Origin of the sequence: Rarobacter faecitabidus (genome assembly GCF_006716265.1) — a bacterium.
In the GTDB taxonomy this organism is placed as follows: domain Bacteria; phylum Actinomycetota; class Actinomycetes; order Actinomycetales; family Cellulomonadaceae; genus Rarobacter; species Rarobacter faecitabidus.
Genome location: NZ_VFOS01000001.1, coordinates 186,008 through 203,470, shown reverse-complemented (window position 1 = coordinate 203,470; position 17,463 = coordinate 186,008). Strand labels below are relative to the sequence as shown.

Here is a 17,463-nt window from a genome sequence, read left to right as displayed (position 1 = left end):
AGGGGGACTGTCAGCAAAACGGTGGATCTGGGACTGGCCTGACCGAAAGGAAGGGCTATGAGCCAGACCATCGAGATGATCGATCCTGTGACGGGAGAGATCATCGATCAGCAACAGATCGCCGAGCAGCTGCTTGCGCAGGCGAAGGAGCAGGGCGTCAGCCTCGTGGGGCCGGGAGGCCTGCTGGGCGGGCTGACGAAGACCGTGCTCGAGACCGCGCTCGAGGCGGAGATGACCGAGCATCTCGGCTATGAGAAGCACGCGTCATCGAACGGCGAGAACGCGCGCAACGGGACCCGGTCCAAGACCGTGCTCACCGAGGTCGGTGCCGTCGAGATCGACGTGCCGAGAGATCGTGACGGGTCGTTCCAGCCGAAGATCGTGCGCAAGCGGCAGCGGCGGTTGGACGGGATCGACGAGATTGTCCTATCGCTGACCGCGCGCGGGCTGACGACTGGTGAGGTCGCGGCGCACTTCGACGACGTCTGCGGGGCGAGTGTCAGCAAGGACACGATCTCGAAGATCACCGACAAGGTGATCGAGGAGATGACCGAATGGCAGAACCGTCCACTGGACCGGGTCTACCCGGTGGTGTTCATCGACGCGATTCGAACGTGAAGGTCCGGGACGGGCAGGTCCGCAACAAGCCGTATCTCACGTCGCCGTCGGCGTCACCACGGCCGGGGAGCGCGACATCCTCGGGATCTGGGCCGGCGACGGCGGCGAGGGCGCGAAGTTCTGGCTCGGCGTGCTCACCGAGATCAAGAACCGCGGTGTCGAGGACGTGTGCATCGTGGTCTGCGACGGGCTGAAGGGCTTGCCGGAGTCGATCACCACGACGTGGGAGCTCGCGGTCGTGCAGACGTGCATTATCCACCTGATCCGCAACACGTTCCGCTTCGCGTCGCGCAAGTACTGGGACCAGATCGCCCGTGACCTGCGCCCTGTCTACACCGCGCCGACCGAAGCCGCCGCGAAGGCGAGGTTCGAGGAGTTCGCCGAGAAGTGGTGCACGATGTATCCCGCGATCCGCAGGCTCTGGGAGAACGCCTGGACGGAGTTCATCCCGTTCCTGGACTACGACGCCCGGATCCGCCGCATCATCTGCAGCACCAACGCGATCGAGTCCCTCAACGCCCGCTACCGCCGCGCGGTCAGGGCGCGTGGGCACTTCCCGAACGACGCCGCCGCGTTGAAGTGCCTCTACCTCGTGACTCGGTCGCTTGACCCCACTGGCAGGGGTCGGGCACGCTGGGTGACGAGGTGGAAGCCCGCACTCAACGCGCATCCGATCACCTTCGAAGGCCGAATCAACTAAGAATGCGCCAGGCCAGATCTGTCAAGTCTCAAGACATCGTGGACGGTTGTGTCTCAGTACATCGTGGATAGTCTGTCTCGGGACATCGTGGTCGGTCTGGTACCGAGTTGTATGTGTGGATGGAATCAAATTGTGTGCCCGCCGATGTGCGGTGGGCGATTGCGAACTGGCCGAGCGATGCTGAGCGAGGAGAGGTTGGGCGTTTCTGCGAGAGGCATGGAATCAGCCGATCGGTGTTCTACAAGATTCGCCGGATGGCTGGTGAGGTTGGGCCTGTGGGTGCAACTGAGCCGGGCTCGAGGCGCCCACATCGCAGTCCCAGACGAACTGATCCGGCTGTGATCGAGCATGCGTTGGCGGTGCGGGCATGGCTTGTCGAACAGGGTCTGGATGCGGGCCCGTTGTCTGTTGTCGCCAGGATGAAACGGCAGGGCCTGACCCCTCCTTCACGTGCAACTCTCGCGCGGGCGTTCGCTGCCGCTGGCCTCTCGAAGCCCGAGCCTCGCAAGCGCCCGCGGGCGGCGAATCGCCGGTTTGTGTATCCGGCACCGAACTGCTGCTGGCAGATCGATGCCTTCGCTTGGTCTCTCGCCGATGGAACCTCGGCCGCGATCCATCAGGTCATCGACGACCACTCGCGGATGGCAGTTGGCACGCTCGTCGCCGACGGAGAGACTGCCAAGGCTGCCGTGAAAGTCGTCTCCGAGGCGATACGCCGCCATGGCGTGCCGCAGCGATTACTCTCGGACAACGGGCTCGCTTTCAACCCCACGCGTCGCGGGTTCACCGGCAAACTTGTGGACTACCTACTGGATCTGGGTGTCAAGCCGATCACGGGTAAGCCGAACCGGCCTACGACTCAGGGTAAGAACGAGCGGTTCCACCAGACCTTACAAAAATGGCTGAACGCCAGACCCCCGGTCAAGACAATCACTGCACTGCAAGCCTTGGTCGACGAATTCGACAAGTACTACAACAACGAGCGCGTCCACCAAGCACTGGGCGGGCAGACACCCGCCGAAGCCTGGGCAGCTACCGCTCCTGCACCGCCACCGGTCGCCGAACCACGCATGCCACCGATCCCGCCGGCAGCGGTATCGGCTCAAGCCGAGTACTTCCAGGACGACACCGAACAGCCCAGCCCGACTCGGCGTACCCGAGTGGCACTGCACGCCAGTAAGGGATCAGTCGACGCGAAAGTCAGAGCAAACGGACAAGTCAAGGTCCTCAGCTGCCTGTTCTACATCGCAACCACCCGGGCCGGGCAAAACGTCCACGCCATCTGGGACACAACGACTGTGGAGTTCTTCGCAGACACCGGCGAATCTCTGGTTGCCTACCCCCGGCCGACAGCAACAGGCTGGTACTTCGGCCCACGCACCCCGAAGGAGACCCCCATCAAAGGTGCCGCCGAGAACCTCGCTGTCGGGGTAGACGGCTCCGTGCGACTCAAGGTATCGAAAGGAGGGTACGTCGGCGCGCTAGCCAACAAGTTCTACGCCGGATACAAGCGCGTAGGCGAAGACGTAGAGGTCACCTGGACCGCCACCACCGTGACAATCAAAGACAAAGACGGAACAACAATCAGCGAGTTCCCCAAGCCAACCCAGAAACAACACTGGCACGGCCCAGGCTCGACACCATCCACGAAGTCCTGAGACACCCAATCGTCCACGATCTCCCGAGACATAACCGTCCACGATGTGCCGAGACATCACAGCGCCAGGCCAGATCCACCGTTAATCTGACACACCCAATCCCGCATCGAAACTGATCGGGTCGCATAGGCATGGCGGCAGGTAGGCCACCACGCCCAGCCAAAGTCGCCGGCGAGGTGTGGGTCACGAGAATTGACCGCGGGTATCGGGCGCGCACCACTGTCCGCGATGCCTCAGGCGCACTCCGCCACGTCGAGCGAACACGCTCGTCGAAGGGCTCCGCAAGGTCTGCCGTCCTCGAGGCTGCCGCAGCAATCACGCCCAAGACCGCAGGTGCGCTCGGTGCCAGCACCGAGATTCAGCCCTGGACCAGGTTGGTTGATGTCGCAGAAGTTTGGCTGGCAGAAAAGGAGGCTTCGGGGCGAGTCCGAGACCAATCAATGCAGCAATACAGGGCCGTAGTCAAGAACCAGATGTTGCCATTGCTGGGGGAGGTCACCCTAGGAGATGCGACTACACCGCTCCTCGACCGCACGCTGAAGGTGCTTGCAGAAACCAAGAACAGTCGTGCTCGAATCCTGAGGCAGGTCCTCGTCGGGACTCTCGGACTTGCCGTGCGCCACGGCGTCCTCAAGACTAATGCGGCGAGCAACACAGCGACCGTCCTCACGCCAAAGAAGCAAATCGAGGACTATTCCGTTGCCGAAGTCAGAGAACTCCTGGCGCATCTGCGAGCTGTGACTGCCGAGGGATCGCTTCTCGAGCAACAAGCCTGCCAGGTCGTACACGTCATGGCCGGGACCGGGCTCCGCGTCGGCGAAGCCCTCGGCCTCAGTTGGGACGGTGTAAACCTCGATGCCGATATTCCCTACGTCGTCGTCAGCCGAACAGTGGTGACAGGGACGTCGACAGGGACACGCCTTCAAGACGTTCCAAAAACTGAGTCATCGCACCGCCACCTGCCCATTCCAGACTTCGTTGTCACGGCTCTACGCGCCGCAAATGCTGCCGGACTTGATGGTGGAGAATTCGGCCTCGTCTTTCCTGCAGTCACAGGCGGAAAGGTACGGCAGCCAAACGGTCTCCGCGCCAAACTCAAGGATCTGACGTTGGGGACACCGTTCGAAAAGCACGCGACACACATCTTCCGCAAGTCAGTCGCCACCCATGTTGCCCGCGAAGTGGGACTTACTCAGGCGTCGAGCCTACTCGGCCACAACGAGACAGGAACCACGGTCAAGCATTATGTTCGCCCCGAACACGAGGCGCCGGACGTGCGCACGGCACTCGAGAAACTGAACGGTGACACCCCGAACTGAAGAGTTTCCATGGGGAGAGGCCCCTGATCTGCAACGTTTTTGCAGGTCAAGGGCCTCTCGAGCACAACGAGGTGGAGCTAAGGAGACTCCGCCGTCCTCGCTCCGCTGCGGCGGCTCCTCGAATCACTCCGCCCAATACAAATAGCCGAGGGCCCCGGCTCACGCCGGGACCCTCGACTATTTGTGGAGCTAAGGAGATTCGAACTCCTGACCTCTTCGATGCGAACGAAGCGCGCTACCAACTGCGCCATAGCCCCCTGCCGCGTTAAACGGCCGCGAACCAGGATACCACCATTATCCGGCGGCGCGGCGACGCTCCAGGACCCCATCGAGGGTGAGTGATCCCAGCGCCGACGCGCCCTGGTCGGTGACGGATGCCTCGCTCGGCACGTAGTCGATCTCGATGTCCCCGGCGTGCTCGGCGTCCCATGCGGCCATGGTCCGGCTGGCGCGTTCGATTTCCGCACTCATGGGCGCGGGCTCCCACTTCGGTGCCGCCGCCTTGGTCGCGTAGGTCGGTCGCGGGACGCGACGAGCGACCTCCGCTTCGGCGCGCGCCGCAGGCACCTCCGCGCGGGATTCGACGGTCTCGGCCGCCACTCGCTCTGCCTCGGTTGCGGACGAGTCCTGCGCCGCCCGGCGCGCGTCGACGCGCTCCAGCACTTCCTCGACGCTGGCGCTCCAGTCGAGGCCGGTCGACGCCGCGACTGTGCGCTGTTCGGCCGTACGCGGCTTGGCGACCGGGACAGGACGTCCCACGCGGTGACCGGCACCGGTTCCGGCGATGCGATTGGCGATGGCCGCGCGGTGCGCCACCCTCGCCCGGCGGGCGATCTCCTCGTCGGCGCGCTGCTGCGACACGACCGCGCGGCGGCCCAGGACGAGCACTCCCGTCAGGAGCAAAGCTGGCGCGATGAGGACGACGGCATGCACCGGCGTAAGGAACACGACGGGCACCAGCACGACCAGCGCCGCCCCCAGTACGGCCGTGATGAGTGCGCGGCGGCGCGCCTGCTGCCGCCGCTGCTCCGCGAGTCGGCGTTGCGCCTGCGTGAACTCTGGCTGGGTCATGAATACCTCGCGTTCGCCCGGTTTCGGGACTGGTAGCAGTTGGCTGGCGCGCGGTGCAGCGCGATCACAGTCACCATGTGGCCCTGCATCGACCTTCGCGCCACCGGCGACGGCGAGTACGCGAAGATTCTCGGAGAATCGATCATCGACCCGCGCCGCGGCAACTCGACCTTTGCCCGCGAGCTTGCCCGGAACGAAGTACGCCAGCCACACCACCACAATGGCGAGGGCGACGATTCCGGCGGGCGAGTCCACATGTTCGACGGTAAGTCTCCGCCATGCCTCTACTGGTTAGCGACCGCGGCGTGTCCGTTAAATGACATCGGTGTAGTTCGCCCCGCGCCAGGCACGCCAGCGCCCAACCATATCCCCAGGGCCAGCCCATTCGGAGGTGTCTATCGCGAAGACGAGATGATCGCGCCAATCACCGTCGATGTGCACGTAGCGCGGGCGCGTGCCCTCCGAGCGCAAGCCGAGCTTCGCGATGGCCCGTCTGCTCGGAAGGTTCTCGGGCCTGATGCACACCTCGACGCGGTGTAGCCCCGCCTCGGCGAATAGGGTGTCGATGAGCATGGCCGTGGCGAGCGGCGCGATCCCGCGCCCCGCAAGGTGCTCACTCACCCAGTAGCCGATCATGCCGGACTTCTGCGCTCCCCAGACGAGGTTCCCGGCCGTGATCTGCCCCGCAAGCTCGCCATCCACCTCGATGGCCAGCGGCAGGGACGTTCCATTGCGCCCCTGCCGGGCAAGTTCGCGAACGTACTGCCCGAACGTCGGAAGCCGGCGACGGGTCGGTTCGGGATCTGACGGTTCCCACGGCGCGAGCCACGCCGAGTTCGCCCGGCGGACCTCGTCCCACGCCGCCCCGTCGCCGCGCCGGAGCGGGCGCAGCAGCACGCTTCCGATGGAAGACGGCGGAGCGAGATCCTCGCGGATGACCAGTGGCCAGTGCATTGTTAGCCGTCCAGGACCAGGCAGTGCAGGGTCATGCCGCGCGCCACGTCCGTCACTTCCTCCGGAACGACTGCGAGCGCGTTCGCGGCCGACAGCGCTGAGATCGATAGCGATTCGAGCTGTTCGGGATCACCCATCGGGGCGACCTCGTACCCCGTGGCCGGTGATCCGATGATGCCCACCGGCACGAACTGACGCGTCTGCGGTGGCACCTGCCACGAGGTGGCGGCACGTGCCGTCAGTGAGGACCGGTAGATCTCGGAATAGCCGGCGATGGTCCGCAGCGCCGGGCGCACGAACACCTCGAACGCCGTCAGGGCGGCGACCGGATGCCCCGGTAGCGCAAAGATCGGAACCCGGTTCTCGGTTCCGATCACGCCCACTCCGTGGACCCGCCCCGGCGACATGGCGACGCGGTCGAAGCGGACCGTGCCGAGCGGCGCGAGCACATCGCGTAGCGTGTCGCGAGGCCCGTCGGACAGCCCGCCGGTCGTGATGACGAGATCGGCGCGCACCAGCTGATCCTCGAGCGCCTCCCTCAGCGCGGCGCGATCATCGCTGAGCGGGCCAACCTGGATCGCCGTGGCACCCGCATCCTGGACCGCGACTCGCAACGCGGGCCCGTTCGCGTCGTAGATCGGGCTGCCGCGACCACCCCGCCGGACCGCCTCGAGCTCATCGCCGACGGTGATGATGACGACGCGCGGGCGCGGGTGGACCGTGACCCGGGCGAAGCCGAGCGATGCAGCGAGTGCGATCTGGCGCGCCCCCATGCGCGTGCCGGCGGCGATCGCCACGGACCCGTCGGCTGCGGTCGTGGCACGCTCGACGATGTTGTCGCCGCTGCGAGGCTGATAGGCGATCCGCACCTTCACATCACCCCGGTCGGAGTACTCGACCGGGACGATGGCGTCCGCTTCAGCCGGCACTGGCACGCCCGTCGACACTCGCAACGCCTGTCCGGCCATGATGTGCGCGGGGGTCGAACTCGCCGACCAGACCTCGTCCACGACCGCGAGCGTGACCGGGGTGGCGGGCGACGCCGTCGCTAGGTCCTCGCGGCGAACGGCGTATCCGTCGCGGGCGGCCCGTGGGAAGGCGGGAACGTCGGCCGTGGCGATCAGCGGCTCGGCGAGGATGCAGCCGACCGCGTCGGTGACGACGACATCGAGTGGCGCAATCGGCTGCGCGACCTTGAGGACCTCAGCGAGATGTTCGCCAACGCCCCTCACTGAAGTCCCGCCGTAAAGCCGTGCAACCACTCACGGAAATCAGCACCCAGGTCGTCGCGGTCGGCGGCGAGCTGGACAACGGCCTTGAGGTAGTCCAGTTTGTCGCCGGTGTCGTAGCGGCGGCCGCGGAAGACCACGCCGTAGACGCCATGCCCGGGCTTGTCGGGCGATTTCGCGAGCTCGGCCAGGGCGTCGGTCAGTTGGATCTCCCCGCCGCGGCCCGGCTCCGTCTCCTCAAGCACGTCGAAGACCGCGGGGCTGAGCACGTAGCGGCCGATCACGGCGAGGTTGCTCGGCGCGTCCTCGGGAGACGGCTTCTCGACGAGTCCGTTGATCTGCACCACGTCAGCGGAAGACAGTGCCTCGCCGCCGACTTCGAGGCCGGCCGAGAAGTCGGGGTCCGTGGGCACGGCCTCGGCGCAGCCGTAGAGCTGGATCTGGTCCTGCGGTACCTCGAGCAGCGCGACGACCGAGCCGCCCGTGCGCTGCGCCACTTCGAGCATGGCGGGCAGGACGGGGTCGCGCTCATCGATGAGATCGTCCCCCAGCAGGACGGCGAAGTGCTCGTCCCCCACGTGCTGGCGCGCGCACAGCACCGCGTGCCCCAGGCCGCGCGGCCTGCCCTGGCGGACGAAGTGGATCGTGGCGAGGTCGACGGGAGACAGGACCGAGGCGAGCTTTTCGTCGTCGCCCTTACGGCGCAACACCTGCTCCAATTCGGGGCTGACGTCGAAGTAGTCCTCGATCGCTCGTTTCGTGCGGCCGGTGACGAGCAGGATGTCGTCTAGACCAGCCCGCGAGGCCTCCTCGACAACGTACTCGATAGCCGGCTTGTCGACGATCGGGAGCATCTCCTTGGGGCTCGTCTTCGTAACGGGCAGGAAGCGGGTGCCAAGCCCTGCGACGGGGATGACAGCTTTGGTGATTGCCATGACTTCGACGTTATCACCAGGATCCATTCGCGGGTTTGTCTGCCAGAATGGAGCCATGGTCGGCGCACACCAGGATCTTCCTCCCACGGACGGAATGGAACCGGAAGACGCTAAGTCGACCCTGCGAACCGCTCTGCGGGAGGCTCGCAGCCACCGCTCGGCGAGACGCCGTGCCGAGGCGCAGGATGCGCTCGGCGTCATCGGTTCGCACCTGATCAAGCAACGAGGCGACGAGGTCGTGGCCCTCTACGCGGCGCGCCCCTCGGAACCCTCTACGGCGGACCTCATGGACCGGCTCAGCCGCGCGGGCGTGGAGGTGCTTCTGCCGCTCCTCGGCGCCGGCCTGGCCCGACAGTGGGCGACGTTCAAGGGCCTGGACGACCTGGTCGAGCGGGCGCCCGGCCGCCCCCCCGAACCATCCGGCCCCGCACTCGACATGACGGAGGTGTCCCGGGCCTCGCTCATCCTCGTTCCGGCGCTCGCCGTGGACTCCGCGGGTTGCCGGCTCGGTCAGGGCGGCGGCTGGTACGACCGCGTCCTCACGCACGTCCGCCCGGACGCGACCATCCTCGCCGTAGTTTTCCAGGACGAGGTCTTCGACGACGTCGAATTCACGCTGCCGCGCGAGCCGCACGACCAGCTGGTGCACGGAGCGATCACACCTCAGGAAGTCATCACCTTCACATCCGTGCGCAAGTAGCCGGCCCGCGCTTAAGACTTCTCCACAGGGCGGCCATCCGCCCATTGCCGGGCGCCGCGTTCCGCAAAGATGGCCGAATGAGGACGAACCATGAGACCCGTCTCCCGTGGGTAGTGAGATATCGCTCGCTGGTGTGGCGCCTGCGGAGGCTACCCGCCATCCTCCTCGCTTTCGTCGCCGCGTTCACCGTGTTGGGTCAGGTGGGTGGGCTAAGAGGGGCCGACCCGCCCGGCGCGGAGGTTCTCGTGGCAAAACACGATCTGCCCGCGGGTGCGCTACTGGATAGTGCTGATCTCACCGCAGTCACGGTGCCGTCATCGATCGCGCTCGACCTATCCCTGATCGATGATCTCTCTTTGGTGGCGGGCCACAGGCTGGCCGTCGGCCTTTCCGAAGGCAGCCCGGTCATCGAGTCCGCGCTGCGGGGGCCGGCCGTCGCCGATCAGCTCCCGGCGGGCTCGGTGGCCGTCACGGTGACGGTGGCCGACCCAGCTTCCACCGCAGCCGTTTCGCCGGGGGATCGCGTCAACGTGCTGGCGTCGAGCGACCAGCCGGGAGCCCAGGTGCTGGCTCACGGGGCGCTCGTCCTGCCCTGGCCGCCCGAGGACCCGCCGACGGGGGCGCTGCTCCTCGCGACGACCAGCGCAGAGGCCCTCGCGCTGGCGGGCGCGAACAGCGCGATGGTGAGTGTCGTAGTAGTGCCCCACGCGAACCCAGGTGATTAGATGGGCGTGTCGGACTTCAACTTGGAGGGAACACCATGAAAGACGTACTGAACGGTTTCAAGGACTTCATCGCTCGCGGCAACGCCGTCGACCTCGCCATCGGTGTCGTTGTCGGTGCAGCTTTCGGGGCCGTGGTGAGCGCCATCGTTGAGGGCCTCATCACCCCACTGATCGCCGCCCTGTTCGGCCAGCCGAACCTCGATGAGGTCGCCAAGTTCACGATCAACGGAGCGCATTTCACTCCCGGAACCGTCCTCACCGCGCTGCTGAACTTCCTGTTCGTCGCAGCAGCGATCTACTTCATCGTGGTGCTGCCCCTGAACAAACTCGCCGAGCGCCGGGCCAAGAAGGCGCCCGAGGTCGAAGAGGCGGAAGCCAAGGCGGAGGACGTCGTCCTGCTCGAGCAGATCCGCGACCTGCTCGCGAACCAGCAGCGGTAACCGCGAACGTCCGCGCTGCCTTCGGCATGGCGGACGTTGGGGCTGGTGTTTTCATATCCGTGGCGGTCTTTGCGTAACGGCAACGACCGTTGCCTGACGGAACTCTTGAGCCCCCGCCTACCGGCCGGGCTGATCGCGCCTCGACGGCTCCCAGTGGGGTGGCACCTCGCGAAGAATCTGCGATTCCAGCGAGGAGTCACCCCCGTCGCCGCCCCGCCGACGATCCTCGTCGTCCACCTCGTCCCGGCTCGGTCCCGGGACTGCGCCCTGCTCCCGGCCAGGGCGTTCGACGCGGCGGCGCTTCCTGGGCGATGCCCCGCTAGTCAACGATCCGACGCACCGCGGCGGACAGGATGGCATCCACGCGGGTACTCCGCTTCGAGATCGCCAGGTGCTCGCGCAATACCTCGATCCACTCGTCCATATCGCGTCGCTGGCCGTCCATCGCGATCCATCGAACCAGATCGTCGAGTTCGTCGTCTGTGTAGGCGGTAACAGGAAGTCCCGGGCGGATCGTCGGCGCGACGATGCCAGTAGGTGCCTGGCGCGCATATTCGGGGAGTTCGGCGACCACCGGGATCGCGGCCGAACTGGTGGCATCCGGCTCCGCCACGATCGGCAGAGTACCCGTCTGCACGGTCTCGACGGTCTCGCGGGTGTGGTTGGCCTCACCCGCGAGGACATCGGCTACCCACTGGGCGCTGCGCTCGTCCAGCAGGGTGGGCAGGGCCCCCGTCACCGGCTCGACACTTTCGCCGCGCCGCTGGGCGATGGACAGAACGGCCTGGCGAATGCGGTTGGCCTGCCGCTCCGGGTCGAGGAAGAGAGATACCGACCAGACCTGCATCACGGTCCAGCCAAGTCGTTCGAGTTGGGTCGCCCGTTGCCGGTCACGGACGCGCACGCTCTTCTCGGCGATGTACGCATCGTCGTCGGTGAGCACGGCGACAAAGAACTCACCCGGGAAGTCCGGGTGCCCCACTGCCAGCGCAATCCGGTCACCGTCGGCTATCCCGTAGCCGACCTCGACGGTCAGCCCGCTGTTCCACAAGCGTGCTGCCAGGTCCACGAGGAGCTGGTTCGGCTCGTCGGCGTGGTCGGCGACGTCGACCTCGGAATCCGAACTCACGTAGTCGTGGGCGAACTGCAGCAGATCGGCAAGCACGATGGCGCCGGGTGCCTTGATACGCTCGCGATCCAGATCCTCGGGCGTGAAGCACGAAACGACCGTGAGCCGGCGCCGCACGACGCCCAGCATGCTCAGCAACAGCGCCTCTCCGCCCCGCTCGCTAATCGCGCCGAAGCGGTAGAGGACTCGTCCATGAGGCGTGCGGCCGAAGCCGACGGCGTAAATCACCGCGTCGCGCATGACCCCGGGAGCGCCGGCCAGGTCGGTGATGACCACCGGCTCGGCGCGCCGAGGATCGAAGTATGAGGCGAGCGTGGGATGCCGGCGCACCTGACTGAGCAGCGCGGTGCGGATCTGCTGCGCGTGCAGGGCGTTCGAAGCGACGATCGACAACGACTCCTCCGGTCGCGCGACGGCCTGATCGATCGCGAGCTCGACGACCCGATCCACCTCCGCCTGAGTGGATTCGACCAGACCCGTCGCCTCGTCGTGCATGCCCCGACCGTCCACCGTGTGCAGCGACACGAGTCGCTCGCTCTGCGGGAGTGGGACGGTGCGTAGCACCGATTCGTAACCATGGTCGATCAGGAACTGCGTCAGGTTCGGGTCCCGCGGAGCCCAATCGCCGCGCAGGGAAACCGACGTCAGCACCTCGCTGAGCGCTCCGATGGCGGTACCGGACGCGCAGCGGGGATCCCCGACGACCACGACCTGGCGGCCGCGCGCGAGCGCGCTGAGCACGGTTTCGAGGGACAGGTGCTGCGCCGCGTCGATGATGACGAGGTCGACGGTGCGGTGCGGCGGTGTCAGTTCCGGCACGAGCGACGGCGTGGCGATCAGCACCGGGCGCAACGCGCGAACCACGTCCCCGAACTGTTCGAGGGCGGTGCGCATCGATGTGAGTCGCTCATCGATCAGTTCGGCGAACAACTCGTCCGCTTCCTCGCCGTGCGCGGTCAGTGTTTGCTGCACGTGCCCCGATACTGCCGACTGAATCGGCTGTACCAACAAACGAAGGTGCTCCGTATCCAACGCCCGGAAGCGGGCCGCGAGCGTTTCAATGCGCGCGCCGTCGATCTGCGACAGATAGGGATCCGCGGCAACGATCTGGTTGAAGGCCGTGGACCACCAGGCGAGTTCGAGCTCGTCCATCACGAGTTCCAGTGGCACCTCGCGCGCGCCCAGATCCTCGACGAGCTCTCGCACGCCCGCCCGATCGAGCATCTGCATGACGGACGAATGCTCCTGCACCTTGTACAGCGTTTCGCCGGGAACGCGCAGCCCATCGAGGCGGTCGGCGAGTTGTGCGAAGTCCGCGCTGACGAGGTCGCCTCCCGCGCTCGTGGACGCCAGCACCTGCTGGAGGGCCGTGATGTCTTCGAGCACCTTGGCGTAGTGCGCCTGCGCTTGGGGCAAACCCTGCGGGATCCGCGGCCACCCCGCGTCGGGGAACGATTCGTACCACCGACGCCTGTTCGCCTCGAGCTCGACGAACGCGACGTGCAGGTCTTCGACGTGCATGCCCGGGCGCACCAGGTCTTTCGCGTGCTTGATCAGCCGGCGTCGCTCGGCGCGCGACTGGTCGATTCCCTTGTCTTCTCGCCACTGCTTGGGTGCCGTGGCGGCAATCAGATCTTCCGCGGAGCGCTCCAGCGCAACGGGCAGGAACATGCCCAGTTGCCCCCGAATCGCGGCGAGCGTCGCAAGCTGTTCGCCCCATTGCCTGAGGTTCGCTGGCGGTGCGATCTGCAGGTCCTCGGTGATTTGGGCGATGTCGCCGCCGAGTTCCACGAGGCCGGTATCGAGCAGCCGGTCGATGCGCTCGAGGGCGCGATCAGCAGCCGCGGCGTCCGCGAGATCCGCACCGAACCAGCCGGAATGCGTGGCATCGGGTCCGAGGCCCCCGCGCTGTCCGAGCTGGACGATCTGACTCGCGAGTTCGCGCCGCTGCGAGGCATCCAGTCGTGACGCCGCCTCGCGGGTGAACCGGACGCGCGTGCGCGGCCCATCGTCCTCGGACGTGAGCTTAACGAGGGCCTGGAGCGCCTCATAGGCGCTCACCCCCCAATCGGCGCGCGGCGCATGTAGCGAATCCATCGTCCTGGCGAGCTCGTTGCGTACGGCTGTGAGTTCGCGCCGCACGGCCGAGATGCGCGCGAGGTCGACGGGTTCGGCATCGTGCGTCATCGCCCCGAGGAGACGCTGCGAAACCTTGGCGCGCCAGCCCTGATCCGGCGGTACATCGAGGACGAGCCCTTCAAGGCCGAGCTCCGCCAGTCGGTTCTTGAGGGCCGCGGCACTGCGCCGGTGACCGGGCACGTAGAGCACGGAGCGGCCGATTGCCGAGGCTTCGGCCGCCACGGCGGCGATGAGGCCCGTGGTATCTGTTCCTACGGGAGCGTCGACGAAGAGGTGACCGCCGGTAGCCAGCGCCTCGAGGACTCGGCGGGCGGAAGGCTCCAGATCGCCGACCCCTCGTTCGAGGTTCGGCTCGACATCGGATCCGTCGAAATCGGGCAGGTCCACGGCAAGGCTGGCAAGGCTCGGCGCGTGACCCGCGAGGGCGGCAATGAGTTCGTGGTGTTCAAGCGCAGTCAGCTCGTCCAAGTCGTCGACGAGCGCCTGCCCGGGATGAACGAACGTTCCGATGAGGTTGCGCTCACTCAGGCGGAAGTCGGCGAACACGGCGCGTCCGAGCGCATCGAGCCGGTCGAGCGCAACGCCGGGGATGAACCCGGTCGAGTCGAACGTCGACTGCGCGAGTGCCTCCGGGTCGAGCAGGGCGCCGCGCGAGCGCAGGGCCCGCGCCAGTACCGGGTTGATCTCGATCGTCGGTTCAAGAGTGAGCTCGAAGTCCGAGGCGTCCTTGCCGCGGCTGCGGATCGAAATTGGGCGTAGGAGCACCGGGGCATGCACGGCGACGGGAACACTGTCTTCTTGATCGGTTGCGGTGACAACGCCGTCAGTCGCACGCATCAGGGCGTTCAGGTCTTCGAAGTCGGCACCCTGTCCGCCCCGCTCGGTCCAGTTGGCGAGACCGATGACGAGGTACATGGGCGCGAGGCCAAAGCGCTCGGACTGCTCGCGCGCGCGTTCAAGGATCAACCTAATCCGTCTGCGGGCTGTTGGTAGCGCCGCGGCGTCCCGGAAGATGTTGGACAGTCGGGTGGCCCGGCCCGTGTACAACTGAGCGATTCCCGACGGGTGCGCACCCGTCAGGTCGAGAACAGCGTCCTCCAGGAGGTCCACGTCGCGCAGCGGCGAGCCACCAGCCATGCGCACCAGGGATTCACGCCAGCGTTCGACGGCGACCCGGACCAGTTCATGCGCGCTACGGGGGCGGACGAGTTCTGGGGCCGCGACTTTTTCCGGGACAACGCGAGGTGTGGCCTCGCTCCGCGCGCTCGACCCATGCGTCACCCCGCCGGATGTGTGCTCCACTCGTGATCCTCCCCAGTCGGCGGGCGCAAGACCATGACGATGCACCCGATTCGACGCTAGCGAAGGGAGGTGGCATCTGATGTGACGGCGCGCCGAGCGATGGGCCAAAAAGGCACAAGGCGGCCTGGCGGTTGCGTGGCGGGGAGGGAGGCGTGAGCATAGTGATGGCGCGCACCACGCAGGGGGGCAAGCGGTGCGCGCCATCTAGTTTTTGATCATGCCCGGTATGACAACGTTGGTCAATACCCCGGTCGAGCCTGTTTGAGACCCCTGAGTAGCATTGGGTTATTTCACCTAAAACGGGCAGTCAGTCCAGGTTCTGAAAGGGGAAATCTTCCGAGTTCCAGACCACAAAACCCGCACTCGGAACGTCCAGTACGGCGATCTCGTAGCCGCCCGCCTCCTCGGCCGTCGGTCGAAGGCGGATGGTCCCGGACGGCCAGGCAACGGTGATACCGGTGGCTTCCTCGGCATCCGCGCTGATCACTTCCTCGTCCAGGCATGCCAGCAAAGCACCTGCATAGGTCGGATCTGACTCCGTCAGCGTGACGTCCCCGAGAAGCACTCGGGGAAAGCACCCACAATGAAAAGTCACGGTTTCGATCGTGCCCTCATCGCCGTCGAACCAGAACTGCACGTAGAACTTGGTGAACTGAATGGAGTTGAGGCGTCGCCCCACCAACCGTTGCAACAACTCGTTGCTGACGGCCCGCCCGTCGAACCGTTCGCGCTTGGGTAGCCAGGGAAACCTCATAGTTCACTCCCTCGCGCTGCGAGTTCTCGTGGCCCCAGTTGTATGCGGTGCGCTCGGGCGGACTCGAACCGCCGACACCCGCTTTAGGAGAGCGGTGCTCTATCCACTGAGCTACGAGCGCTTGTGTACCCTCCACGCGAAGAGTGCATCAATAACCTTAGCGGGTTTACCACCATCATGCGGACACCGTGCGCCGCGGCGACGAAACGGTGGGGCGAGCGTGCCAGAATCTTGTGCATGACTTCTCAGCCTGCCTCGACCCCTTCCGTCTCCGTCACTCGCGACGGCCATCGCCGATTCACGGGCCGGTCCCAGCGCGGCGGCGTGGTCGCCATCGGCGACAAGAGTTACCCCGACACCTTCACTCCCGGGGAACTCCTCAAGGTGGCGTTGGCGGCGTGCGCCGGGTTCTCCGCCGAGCAGGCCATTACGCGTCGCCTGGGCGAAGACGCCGCCGTCGCGATCGAGGTCGGCGGCGATGCGCACGCGACCGAAGACCGCTACGACGTACTCACGGAGCGCATCGAACTCGACCTGAGTTCGCTGGACGAGTCCGCCCGCGCCCGACTTATCACCGTCATCGGGAGGGCAATCGACCAAGCCTGCACGGTCGGGCGAACTCTCGAGGCCGGAGCGGCCATCGAGCGCACGGTCGAGCAGCTCGACGCTGACGCCTGACGATTCCGCGAACGGCCAACGGCGGTCACGGGGAACTCGTCCACGAACCAGCGGTGGGCGAGCGCGACCCCGCGCGGGGAACGCTCACTCGTGCGCGGTGCCACTGTCCCCGGCCGCGGCCGACGCCGTGGCCAAGTCGGTGCGCTTGTTGATGACGAGCACCGGGCAGGACGAGTGGTGCAACACGGCCTGCGACGTCGAGCCGAGCAGTAGCCCGGCGAATCCCCCACGCCCACGCGAGCCGAGGACGAGGAGGTCCGAGGTCTTCGAGAAGCGCGTCAGGAGTTCGGCCCCGGTACCGTCGAGCACGACGATCTCGGGTGTGATGCCCGGAATCTCGGCGACGGCCTGATCCACAAGGCGCTCAATGCCCGCGCGAACGTCGTCGACGATCTGCTGCCGGTCGATCGCCGCGGGCAGCCACGCCAGCAGGCCGGAGCCGGAGGCGATCGGCACGCCGCCAACCACAACGACCTCGGCCTCCCAGGCGCGCGCCTCCCGGAGCGCGACCCTCAGGGCCACCTGGGAAGTCACCGACCCATCGACGCCGACGACGATGCGCTTGATGGGCTTCAGCGCGATGTCGGGAACCGCATCCTCGGCGGCCTTCTCATCCCCGGATGCATCCTCGCTGAAGCCGCAGCAACGCGGCACGAGAACCGTTGGGCACTTCGCGTGGGCGGGCAGGGCGGACGAGACAGTGCCGAGCAGGCGCTCTGGAATGCCCGACCCACCCCTCGTACCGACTACGACGAGTGACGCCGATGCGCTGATGTCGATGAGCGCGGCCGCGGCATCGCCGGGCACGACCTTGGCTGACGCGTTGACGCCCGCATCCGCGGCGCGCTGGCGGGCAAGTTCAGCCACCTGCCTCGCGCCATCCGCGATGGCCGCATCGTCGAGCGCCGCATAGCCTCCGTCGAGGGATGCGACCGTGAACGACGGCAAAGAGTACGAGCACAGAGCGATGAGTTCGGAGTCTGTGCGCTGGGCCTGACGGATAGCCCACGCCAGGGCGACCTTGCTTGCCGTCGATCCGTCAACCCCGACGACGATTCGCTTGACCATCACCACATACCTCCAACGCGAAGTTGCTGGTGAGGATTGCCTAC

The 17,463-nt window shown here is 66.4% G+C and carries 13 protein-coding genes, 2 tRNA genes and 1 pseudogene; 7 read left to right on the top strand and 9 right to left on the bottom strand.

Annotated elements, in window-relative coordinates; genetic code table 11:
* Nucleotides 1-75 precede the first annotated feature (75 nt).
* The 3 genes and pseudogenes from FB461_RS01015 to FB461_RS01005 all read left to right on the top strand — a co-directional run bounded on the left by FB461_RS01015 (nucleotide 76) and on the right by FB461_RS01005 (nucleotide 4,295).
* Nucleotides 76-1,318, top strand: a pseudogene (locus FB461_RS01015) (IS256 family transposase).
* Between the two features lie 338 nt (nucleotides 1,319-1,656).
* Nucleotides 1,657-2,976: an integrase core domain-containing protein gene (locus FB461_RS01010; protein ID WP_170222530.1), complete on the top strand. Its 1,320-nt coding sequence runs from the start codon at nucleotides 1,657-1,659 to the stop codon at nucleotides 2,974-2,976.
* A gap of 374 nt (nucleotides 2,977-3,350) precedes the next feature.
* On the top strand, nucleotides 3,351-4,295 hold the full coding sequence (locus FB461_RS01005; protein WP_170222529.1) for a tyrosine-type recombinase/integrase: 945 nt from the start codon (nucleotides 3,351-3,353) through the stop codon (nucleotides 4,293-4,295).
* A 184-nt stretch (nucleotides 4,296-4,479) separates the two neighbouring features.
* Here FB461_RS01005 and FB461_RS01000 read toward each other — a convergent pair.
* The 5 genes from FB461_RS01000 to galU all read right to left on the bottom strand — a co-directional run bounded on the left by FB461_RS01000 (nucleotide 4,480) and on the right by galU (nucleotide 8,484).
* Nucleotides 4,480-4,552 (bottom strand) — tRNA-Ala (locus tag FB461_RS01000).
* A gap of 37 nt (nucleotides 4,553-4,589) precedes the next feature.
* Entirely contained in the window at nucleotides 4,590-5,621 is a 1,032-nt protein-coding gene (locus FB461_RS00995) for a hypothetical protein (RefSeq protein ID WP_142118127.1), read from the bottom strand.
* A 57-nt stretch (nucleotides 5,622-5,678) separates the two neighbouring features.
* Entirely contained in the window at nucleotides 5,679-6,320 is a 642-nt protein-coding gene (locus FB461_RS00990; protein ID WP_142118125.1) for a GNAT family N-acetyltransferase, read from the bottom strand.
* Between the two features lie 2 nt (nucleotides 6,321-6,322).
* Nucleotides 6,323-7,552: a molybdopterin molybdotransferase MoeA gene (locus tag FB461_RS00985; protein ID WP_142118123.1), complete on the bottom strand. Its 1,230-nt coding sequence runs from the start codon at nucleotides 7,550-7,552 to the stop codon at nucleotides 6,323-6,325.
* The gene (galU, locus tag FB461_RS00980; RefSeq protein WP_142118121.1) at nucleotides 7,549-8,484 is read right to left on the bottom strand and encodes a UTP--glucose-1-phosphate uridylyltransferase GalU; all 936 of its coding nucleotides are present in this window, start codon (nucleotides 8,482-8,484) and stop codon (nucleotides 7,549-7,551) included. The genes FB461_RS00985 and galU overlap by 4 nt, the downstream gene beginning before the upstream one ends.
* 55 nt (nucleotides 8,485-8,539) lie before the next feature.
* Here galU and FB461_RS00975 point away from each other — a divergent pair, with 55 nt between their 5' ends.
* The 3 genes from FB461_RS00975 to mscL all read left to right on the top strand — a co-directional run bounded on the left by FB461_RS00975 (nucleotide 8,540) and on the right by mscL (nucleotide 10,349).
* Nucleotides 8,540-9,184, top strand: coding sequence for a 5-formyltetrahydrofolate cyclo-ligase (locus tag FB461_RS00975; RefSeq protein WP_246045944.1), 645 nt, complete (start codon nucleotides 8,540-8,542; stop codon nucleotides 9,182-9,184).
* A gap of 77 nt (nucleotides 9,185-9,261) precedes the next feature.
* Entirely contained in the window at nucleotides 9,262-9,909 is a 648-nt protein-coding gene (locus tag FB461_RS00970; protein ID WP_142118116.1) for an SAF domain-containing protein, read from the top strand.
* A 35-nt stretch (nucleotides 9,910-9,944) separates the two neighbouring features.
* Nucleotides 9,945-10,349, top strand: a complete 405-nt coding sequence (mscL, locus tag FB461_RS00965; protein ID WP_142118114.1) for a large conductance mechanosensitive channel protein MscL — start codon at nucleotides 9,945-9,947, stop codon at nucleotides 10,347-10,349.
* A 319-nt stretch (nucleotides 10,350-10,668) separates the two neighbouring features.
* On the opposite strand, the gene FB461_RS00960 is transcribed toward mscL, so the two are convergent.
* From FB461_RS00960 to FB461_RS00950, 3 genes are all read right to left on the bottom strand, one after another.
* Complete coding sequence (locus tag FB461_RS00960) at nucleotides 10,669-14,919, bottom strand: hypothetical protein (RefSeq protein ID WP_142118112.1); 4,251 nt, start codon at nucleotides 14,917-14,919, stop codon at nucleotides 10,669-10,671.
* Nucleotides 14,920-15,226: 307 nt separating this feature from the next.
* A complete protein-coding gene (locus FB461_RS00955) occupies nucleotides 15,227-15,673 on the bottom strand; it encodes a hypothetical protein (protein WP_142118110.1) in 447 nt (148 codons plus the stop codon).
* A gap of 48 nt (nucleotides 15,674-15,721) precedes the next feature.
* A tRNA-Arg gene (locus tag FB461_RS00950) sits at nucleotides 15,722-15,794 on the bottom strand.
* A gap of 116 nt (nucleotides 15,795-15,910) precedes the next feature.
* Here FB461_RS00950 and FB461_RS00945 point away from each other — a divergent pair.
* On the top strand, nucleotides 15,911-16,351 hold the full coding sequence (locus FB461_RS00945; RefSeq protein WP_142118108.1) for an OsmC family protein: 441 nt from the start codon (nucleotides 15,911-15,913) through the stop codon (nucleotides 16,349-16,351).
* Between the two features lie 84 nt (nucleotides 16,352-16,435).
* On the opposite strand, the gene FB461_RS00940 is transcribed toward FB461_RS00945, so the two are convergent.
* A complete protein-coding gene (locus FB461_RS00940; RefSeq protein ID WP_142120613.1) occupies nucleotides 16,436-17,419 on the bottom strand; it encodes a universal stress protein in 984 nt (327 codons plus the stop codon).
* Nucleotides 17,420-17,463 lie beyond the last annotated feature (44 nt).

What these genes read in the sequence shown, in the direction of transcription:
- FB461_RS00940 (WP_142120613.1), bottom strand. Translation starts at nt 17,419, where the DNA reads ATGGTCAAGCGAATCGTCGTCGGGGTTGACGGATCGACGGCAAGCAAG.
- FB461_RS00955 (WP_142118110.1), bottom strand. Translation starts at nt 15,673, where the DNA reads ATGAGGTTTCCCTGGCTACCCAAGCGCGAACGGTTCGACGGGCGGGCC.
- FB461_RS00945 (WP_142118108.1), top strand. Translation starts at nt 15,911, where the DNA reads ATGACTTCTCAGCCTGCCTCGACCCCTTCCGTCTCCGTCACTCGCGAC.
- galU (WP_142118121.1), bottom strand. Translation starts at nt 8,484, where the DNA reads ATGGCAATCACCAAAGCTGTCATCCCCGTCGCAGGGCTTGGCACCCGC.
- FB461_RS00990 (WP_142118125.1), bottom strand. Translation starts at nt 6,320, where the DNA reads ATGCACTGGCCACTGGTCATCCGCGAGGATCTCGCTCCGCCGTCTTCC.
- FB461_RS00970 (WP_142118116.1), top strand. Translation starts at nt 9,262, where the DNA reads ATGAGGACGAACCATGAGACCCGTCTCCCGTGGGTAGTGAGATATCGC.
- FB461_RS00975 (WP_246045944.1), top strand. Translation starts at nt 8,540, where the DNA reads ATGGTCGGCGCACACCAGGATCTTCCTCCCACGGACGGAATGGAACCG.
- mscL (WP_142118114.1), top strand. Translation starts at nt 9,945, where the DNA reads ATGAAAGACGTACTGAACGGTTTCAAGGACTTCATCGCTCGCGGCAAC.